Origin of the sequence: Type-D symbiont of Plautia stali (assembly GCF_001485335.1) — a bacterium.
GTDB classification, from domain to species: Bacteria; Pseudomonadota; Gammaproteobacteria; order Enterobacterales; family Enterobacteriaceae; genus Pantoea; species Pantoea vagans_C.
The window spans coordinates 1-1,521 of the sequence record NZ_BBOC01000182.1; the positions used below are offsets into that span (position 1 = coordinate 1).

1 protein-coding gene is annotated in these 1,521 nt (G+C 51.6%); it reads right to left on the minus strand.

Annotated features, from left to right (window positions below; all coding sequences use genetic code 11):
• Nucleotides 1-1,521, minus strand: a 1,521-nt coding sequence (gene katE / locus PSSD_RS25850; RefSeq protein WP_058974221.1) for a catalase HPII, incomplete at both ends; no start/stop codon positions are given.

Below are 1,521 nucleotides of genomic sequence, written 5' to 3' on the forward strand. Positions count from 1 at the left end.
TTTAATCCCCAGGTTTTCGGCTACCCCCTGTGCTAATGCAATGTCGATATTTAAGAGGTGGTCCACCACGCGCTCACGAATATAGGGGCGGGCGACTTTACTTAGCTCGAAGGAATAGGCGCCAATGATATGCTGCTGTTCGACAGGCGTCTGGCTTAACCAAAACAACCTTGGCTGCGAGTAATATTCGCCAAAAGATGGGCTCCGCTCGCGTACTTTGTGCCCTTCAATGCGCTCCTGATAGCTCTCAAAACCGCCACCTTTGGCGGACGGGGGCGTTTCGCGCGGCCAGTTGTCATTGATTGAGTTAGGCTCATAATTTGCCGGATTAGTGTCAATATCCTGACGATGCATGCCCTGCCGCTGGAAATTGTGATAGGGGCAAACCGGGCGATTGATTGGAATTTCATGGAAATTAGGGCCGCCGAGGCGACTAATCTGCGTGTCAGTGTAGGAAAAGAGTCTGCCCTGCAATAAGGGATCGTTGGTGAAGTCCAGACCGGGTACGATATGTCCGGGGTGGAATGCCACTTGCTCCGTTTCCGCGAAGAAGTTATCCGGGTTGCGGTTCAGCACCATCTTGCCCACAATTTCCACCGGCACCAGCGCTTCAGGAATCAGTTTGGTCGCATCAAGGATGTCAAAATCGAACCTGAACTCATCCTCTTCAGGAATGAGCTGCAGGCCTAACTCATATTCCGGAAAATCACCTGCTTCAATGGCTTCCCACAGATCACGTCGGTGAAAATCAGGGTCCCGCCCGGTCAGTTTTTGCGACTCATCCCAGAGTAAAGAGGCTTTTCCTGCAACAGGCTTCCAGTGGAAGCGGACGAAGGTAGCTTTACCCTCTGCATTTACGAGTCTGAACGTGTGAATGCCAAAACCTTCCATTGTGCGATAGCTTCGCGGGATTCCGCGATCGGACATCGCCCAAATCACATTATGCAAGGTCTCGGGTTGCAGAGAAACGTAATCCCAGAAGGTGTCATGCGCCGATTGCCCCTGCGGGATTTCGTTGTGCGGTTCCGGCTTCACTGCATGGACAAAGTCCGGGAACTTATGTGCGTCCTGGATGAAAAACACCGGCGTATTGTTACCCACTAAATCAAAAACACCTTCTTCGGTATAAAACTTAGTGGCAAACCCGCGAATGTCGCGCACGGTGTCAGCCGACCCAGCGCCCCCCTGAACTGTGGAAAAACGCACAAATACGGGCGTGATTTGTTCCGGGTCAGACAGAAAATGCGCCTTGGTCAGGTCACTTAACGCACGATAAGGCTGGAAGTATCCATGCGCCGCCGAGCCGCGTGCATGCACAATACGCTCGGGTATGCGCTCATGGTCAAAATGCGTAATTTTTTCTCGCATGATGAAGTCTTCAAGCAGAGTGGGGCCTCGTTCACCTGCGCGTAAAGAGTTCTGATCATTGGCAATCCTTGTTCCCTGATTAGTCGTGAGTGACTGATCAGCACCATTTTTACGGTGTTCCTCAAGTTGCTTCAATTTAGTATTCTGCGTTCC